The following is a 284-nucleotide window of genomic DNA, read 5'->3' as shown; positions in this document are numbered from 1 at the left end:
ATGCAGATCTTTCCTATGAATTACATCAAGCAAAAGCGCAACAAGGTGTTACAGAAGAGCAAATGCGCGTTAAAATCATTGAGCGTGAAAAGCAAATTGAATTAGATGAAAAAGAGATTGCGCGTCGTGAAAAGCAATATGATGCAGAAGTAAAGAAAAAGGCAGATGCAGATCGCTATGCTGTTGAACAATCAGCAGAAGCGGAAAAAGTAAAACTAATGAAAAAAGCAGATGCAGATCAATATAAAATTGAAGCGGAAGCAAGAGCACGTGCAGAAGAAGTT

At 38.0% G+C, this 284-nt stretch carries 1 pseudogene; it reads left to right on the top strand.

Annotated features, from left to right (window positions below):
* Positions 1-284: pseudogene (locus ACSG5Z_RS32130) on the top strand (flotillin family protein); the annotation flags it as partial.

The sequence above is a fragment of the Bacillus pretiosus genome, assembly GCF_051294775.1.
Lineage (GTDB): Bacteria > Bacillota > Bacilli > Bacillales > Bacillaceae_G > Bacillus_A > Bacillus_A wiedmannii.
This window is presented reverse-complemented; position numbering and strand designations above follow the sequence as displayed.